Annotated in this window: 5 protein-coding genes; all 5 read left to right on the forward strand. The window is 64.8% G+C overall.

The window, feature by feature from the left end; genetic code table 11:
- Nucleotides 1–356: DUF692 family multinuclear iron-containing protein (locus tag QZY06_RS08685; protein WP_295682932.1), on the forward strand; the 356-nt coding region annotated here is incomplete at its 5' end.
- A complete protein-coding gene (locus QZY06_RS08690) occupies nucleotides 322–1,122 on the forward strand; it encodes a DUF2063 domain-containing protein (protein WP_295682935.1) in 801 nt (266 codons plus the stop codon). The genes QZY06_RS08685 and QZY06_RS08690, both read left to right, overlap by 35 nt.
- A gap of 15 nt (nucleotides 1,123–1,137) precedes the next feature.
- Nucleotides 1,138–1,917 (forward strand): class III extradiol ring-cleavage dioxygenase, encoded by a 780-nt coding sequence (locus QZY06_RS08695; protein ID WP_295682937.1) that lies wholly within the window; start codon nucleotides 1,138–1,140, stop codon nucleotides 1,915–1,917.
- 255 nt (nucleotides 1,918–2,172) lie between these two features.
- Nucleotides 2,173–3,336 carry a hypothetical protein gene (locus QZY06_RS08700; protein ID WP_295682939.1) on the forward strand — a complete coding sequence of 388 codons (1,164 nt, stop codon included), beginning with the start codon at nucleotides 2,173–2,175 and terminating at the stop codon, nucleotides 3,334–3,336.
- 73 nt (nucleotides 3,337–3,409) lie between these two features.
- On the forward strand, nucleotides 3,410–4,976 hold a 1,567-nt coding region (locus QZY06_RS08705), incomplete at its 3' end, for a peptide chain release factor 3 (protein WP_295682942.1).

Genomic DNA, 4,976 nt, shown 5'->3' on the forward strand with positions numbered 1-4,976 from the left:
AAGCCGACTGCGATCTGCTGCTCGACGTCAACAACATCCACGTCAACAGCATCAATCACGGCTACGACGCTGGCGCCTTTCTCGATGGCCTGCCCTTGCAGCGCGTTCGCTACATCCACATCGCCGGTCATCACGTCGAAGCCGATGATCTGTGCATCGACACCCACGGTGCCGAGGTCAGCGATCCGGTCTGGGCGCTGCTGGCACAAGCCTGCGATAAGCTCGGCCCGCTGCCGACCTTGCTGGAACGGGATTTCAATCTGCCGCCGCTGGCGAGCTTGCTAGTCGAGATCGACCAGATTCGCACCGTGCAGACCCGCCATGCACAAGCTCAAGCAGTCACCGCGCATGGCTGAGGACGACCTGCAGGCGCAGCAGGCGCGCTTCGCCGCCCATCTGCGTGACCCGGCTACCCATCCGCCTCCGGATGATGTCGCGCCAGCGCACATGGCGGTTTATCGCCAGCTGTTCTTCAATAACATCGAAACCCTGCTGGCCAAGGGTTTTCCGGTGCTGCGCCGCATCCTGGCCGATGACCACTGGCTGGCCCTGGTGCGGGATTTCTACGCCCGGCATCCGGCGCGCACGCCGCTGTTCCACAAGCTGGCCGAAGAGTTCGTTGACTGGCTCGCCGATGGCCGTGGCGAGCATGTGGGCGATCCGCCGTTCCTGGCCCAGCTCGCGCATTACGAATGGGTGGAACTGGCGCTGAGCACGGCTGAAGATCCACCGCCGGCCGCGCTGCTGGCTCATCCGAATGGCGATCTGCTCAACACGCCGCTGGTGATCGCGCCTCTGTGCTGGACACTCGCCTATGACTGGCCCGTGCAACGCATCGGCCCGGATTTCCAGCCGACCACCGCGAGCGGCGTGCAGACCTTTCTGGTCGTCCACCGCAACCGCAGTGACGACGTGAAATTCGTCGAGATCAATGCGGTCACCGCGCGGCTGCTGACCTTGGCCGAAGAGCAGCCGGAAGCTTCGGGCATCGAGCTGCTCGAACAGATCGCCGAGGAATTGCAGCATGACGATGTCGACGCGGTTGTGGCCGGTGGCGCGGAGATCCTTGAAAGCCTGCGCGAACGCGGCATCTTGCTGGGTACCCGACGTCGCTCGTCCTGAATGCCTGAAGCCGCCATGTCCAGCTCAAAACCCGCTTACCGCAGCCTGTTCCTCAGCCATGGCGCGCCAAGCCTGGCGATCAGCCAGCACACCGCCAATACCTTCCTGCGCACGCTCGGCAAGACCTTGCCGAAGCCGAAAGCGGCGATCGTGGTGTCGCCGCACTGGATGACCCGTGGCTTTCCGGTGAAGCTGGCGGCGCGCTATCAGGCCTGGCATGACTTCGGCGGCTTTCCGGCCGAGCTGTATCAACTGCAGTACTCGCCGGCCGGCGATGCCGCGCTGGCCGAGCGCGTGCAGCAGGCGATCCGCAAGGCGGGCCTGCCGACGGCCACTGACAGCAATCCGCAGATCGACCACGGCGTCTGGGTACCGCTGATGCTGATGTGGCCGGAGGCCGATGTGCCGATCGTTCAGGTCAGCACCTCCAACGGCGATGCCGCGGCGCACTGGGCGCTCGGCGAGGCGCTGCGGCCGCTGCTCGATGACGGCGAGGTGCTGCTGATCGGCAGCGGCAGCCTGGTCCACAACCTGCGCGAGATCGGCCCCGAGTTTTCGCCGGCCACCGATTGGGCGATGGCCTTCGATCACTGGATGAGCGACAAGCTGCTGACGGCCGATCGCGCGGCCCTGCTCGACTACCGCGCGCAGGCGCCATCCGCTGTTCGCGCTCATCCCACCGACGATCACCTGATGCCGCTGTTCACCGCAGCTGCAGCCGGCAATGCCGCCACCAAGCTGCACGAGAGCTTTGCCTTCGGCGGTCTGAGCATGTCGGCCTACGGATTCGCCTGAGCCTGCGGCTGCGACTTCCAGCCTCGCGGCAAGCTTCGCGACGGTTGGCCCGAGCCTTGCGATTACTCCTGACAGGCCGCGCTGAGCGGCATTGAAGCGCAGTCGGCGCTTCGGATCAGCGCGGACAACAGGGGCAAATACAGGCAGCCGGGGAACTTTTACCCGTCTGCTGAGGGTCGCAATGAGGTGAACAGGAAGTTGCCAAGCCGGCGAAGGATCGCCAGCGTACGAAACGCTGTGCGGCCGATCGTGTTGATGCCCGTCGTGATCCTGTGGGGTGGCTGCGCATCACAGCCCACGGAACTGCCGGGATTGATCGATCCCGCCCGCTACCAGCTGGCCCTGAAGACCGATAACCCCTTGCAGCGCGGCGGCCTCGATCGCAACTCGCTGGTCGATGGCACGCTGCGTTTCGCGGCACCGTCCAGCCTGCTTGATTACGATGCCCGCTACTCGCTGCTGCCTTCGCTGCCACCAACGGATGCCACTGCTGGCGTCGATGCACCCGGCAGCGACGTCGCACTCATGCCATCGCAACTGCTCGGCAATGAAAGCTTCCAGCAGAACCTGCGGATGCGGGTGCCGTTCCTGCTCGAGCAGCCGCTGATGATCACTGCCGAAGAGCGCACCCGCGGGCTGCTGACGCCGGAAACCCTGGCGACCAGCCGCTCGGCGCAGGTGAAATGGGCACCGGCGCCAGTAGCGCTGGGCCTGCGCTGGACACCAGCCGATGCCGCCGTGCTGGCGCTGCCATTCAGCTGCCAGCTCAGCGGCACGCTCGAACTTCCCGGCGCGCTGCTCACCGGCCGCAGCGGCGATGGCTTGAAGCTGCAGGGCCAGAGCTGCCTGGCCAGCGCACCGGATCGCGGCCTGCCGGACGTCGACGTCGGCCGCTACTCGGCCACCTGGCAATGGCAGCGCACGCGCTCGAACAGCAGCGTGCATCTGCTGGTGCTGGAAGCGGCTGATCGTCTGAACGCCAGCAGCGCAGCACAGACGCCAGGCTATGAATTCGGCGTCAGCCGCTCGCAGTCCATCGGCGAGCTGACCACGGGATCGGCCGTTGCCCTGCGTCATGCCAGCAGCCCCGGCGATGCCCGCGCGCCGTTCGACTGGTCGGGCCGCGCCAGCGTCAGCCGTCAGTTCACCGATCTGCTGCTGTCCGCGTCGCTGCAGCGCGAGGCCGATCCGCTGTGGTTCCTGCCCAACGAGACGGCGCGCATCGGCATGAGCACCAACAGTGTCGAACTCGGCGTCGGCTTCGATCGCTGGATATCTCGGCAGCTATCGACCAAGCATGTCGGGCTTGGCCTGGTCGGACGCTGGACCGAAATGCCCAACCTCAATCAGCGGAGCACCCAGGCCGTCGATCAGAACTACGACTACCAAGTGCTGTGGAACTTGACGCTGACGCCCTGAACGGCCGGCGCCGGACCCTGCGATACAATCGCGGCCCGCAAGTTTCCTGTGCTTTCCCCGGCTGCCCGTTGCCATGACTGCTGTCACCCCCCTCGCCGAAGCTGCCGCGCTGCGCCGCACCTTCGCGATCATTTCCCATCCCGATGCCGGCAAGACCACGCTGACCGAAAAGCTGCTGCTGTTCGGCGGCGCGATCCAGCTCGCCGGCACCGTGAAAGGTCGCAAGGCCAGCCGCCACGCCACCTCGGACTGGATGGCGCTGGAACAGCAGCGCGGCATCTCGATCACCACCTCGGTGATGCAGTTCCCGTACAACGGCAAGATCGTCAACCTGCTCGATACGCCGGGCCATGAAGACTTCAGCGAAGACACTTATCGCACCTTGACCGCGGTCGATTCGGCATTGATGGTCATCGACGCCGCCAAGGGCGTGGAGCCGCGCACCATCAAGCTGATGGAGGTCTGCCGCCTGCGCGACACGCCGATCATCACCTTCATCAACAAGTTCGACCGCTTCGGCCGGCCGCCGCTGGAGCTGCTCGACGAAGTCGAGAAAGTGCTGGGCCTGGCCTGCACGCCGATCACCTGGCCGCTGGGCATGGGCACCGAGTTCGAAGGCGTCTACCACCTGCTCGAAGACCGCTTCTATCTGTACAGCGGCGACAAGCACAAGGTGTCGGACATCGAGACCGTCGACGGCCTGCATGCGCCCGGCCTCGCCGAGCGTTTCGGACCGGTCTACAAGACCTTGCTCGACGAAATCGAACTGCTGCAGATGGCCGGCACCGCCTTCAACATCGATGACTACCGCGCCGCCAAGCTGACGCCGGTGTTCTGCGGCTCGGCGATCAACAACTTCGGCGTGCGGGAACTGCTCAACGGCTTCGTCGACTGGGCGCCCGGCCCGCAGCCGCGCAAGGCCACGTTCAACGAAACCGTCCACGACATCTATCCCGAGCACAAGAAGTTCAGCGGCTTCGTGTTCAAGATCCAGGCGAACATGGACCCGAAGCACCGCGATCGCGTGGCCTTCCTGCGGGTCTGCTCCGGCACCTACAAGAAGGGCATGAGCTTGCACTCGGTGCGCCTTGGCGGCCCGGTGCGGATCAACTCAGCGCTCACCTTCATGGCCGCGGATCGCGAAGCGGTCGAGGAAGCCTTCCCCGGCGACATCATCGGCCTGCACAACCACGGCACCATCGCCATCGGTGATTCGTTCACCGAAGGCGAAGCCCTGAACTTCACCGGCATCCCGAACTTCGCACCAGACCTGTTCCGCCGCGTGATCCTGAAAGATCCACTGAAATCCAAGCAGCTCAACAAGGGCTTGGATCAGCTCTGCGAAGAAGGCGCGACCCAGGTCTATCGCCCGATCACCAACAACGACGTGATCCTCGGCGCCGTCGGCGTGCTGCAGTTCGAAGTGGTGCAGTACCGCCTGCGCGACGAGTACAGCGTCGAATCGATCTTCGAAGCGGCGACGGTTTCAACGGCCCGCTGGGTGTCCTGCGACGACCCGAAGAAGCTCAAGGAATTCCGCGACAAGAACGAACTGCGCCTGGCCATCGACCACGCCGGCTATCTGGTCTATCTGGCTAGCAGCAACGTCAACCTGCAGATGACCAAGGAACGGTTTCCGG

This window comes from uncultured Nevskia sp. (assembly GCF_903885465.1).
Lineage (GTDB): Bacteria > Pseudomonadota > Gammaproteobacteria > Nevskiales > Nevskiaceae > Nevskia.

Coding starts and splice junctions, on each gene's coding strand:
- QZY06_RS08690 (WP_295682935.1), top strand. CDS start 322: ATGCACAAGCTCAAGCAGTCACCGCGCATGGCTGAGGACGACCTGCAG.
- QZY06_RS08695 (WP_295682937.1), top strand. CDS start 1,138: ATGTCCAGCTCAAAACCCGCTTACCGCAGCCTGTTCCTCAGCCATGGC.
- QZY06_RS08700 (WP_295682939.1), top strand. CDS start 2,173: ATGCCCGTCGTGATCCTGTGGGGTGGCTGCGCATCACAGCCCACGGAA.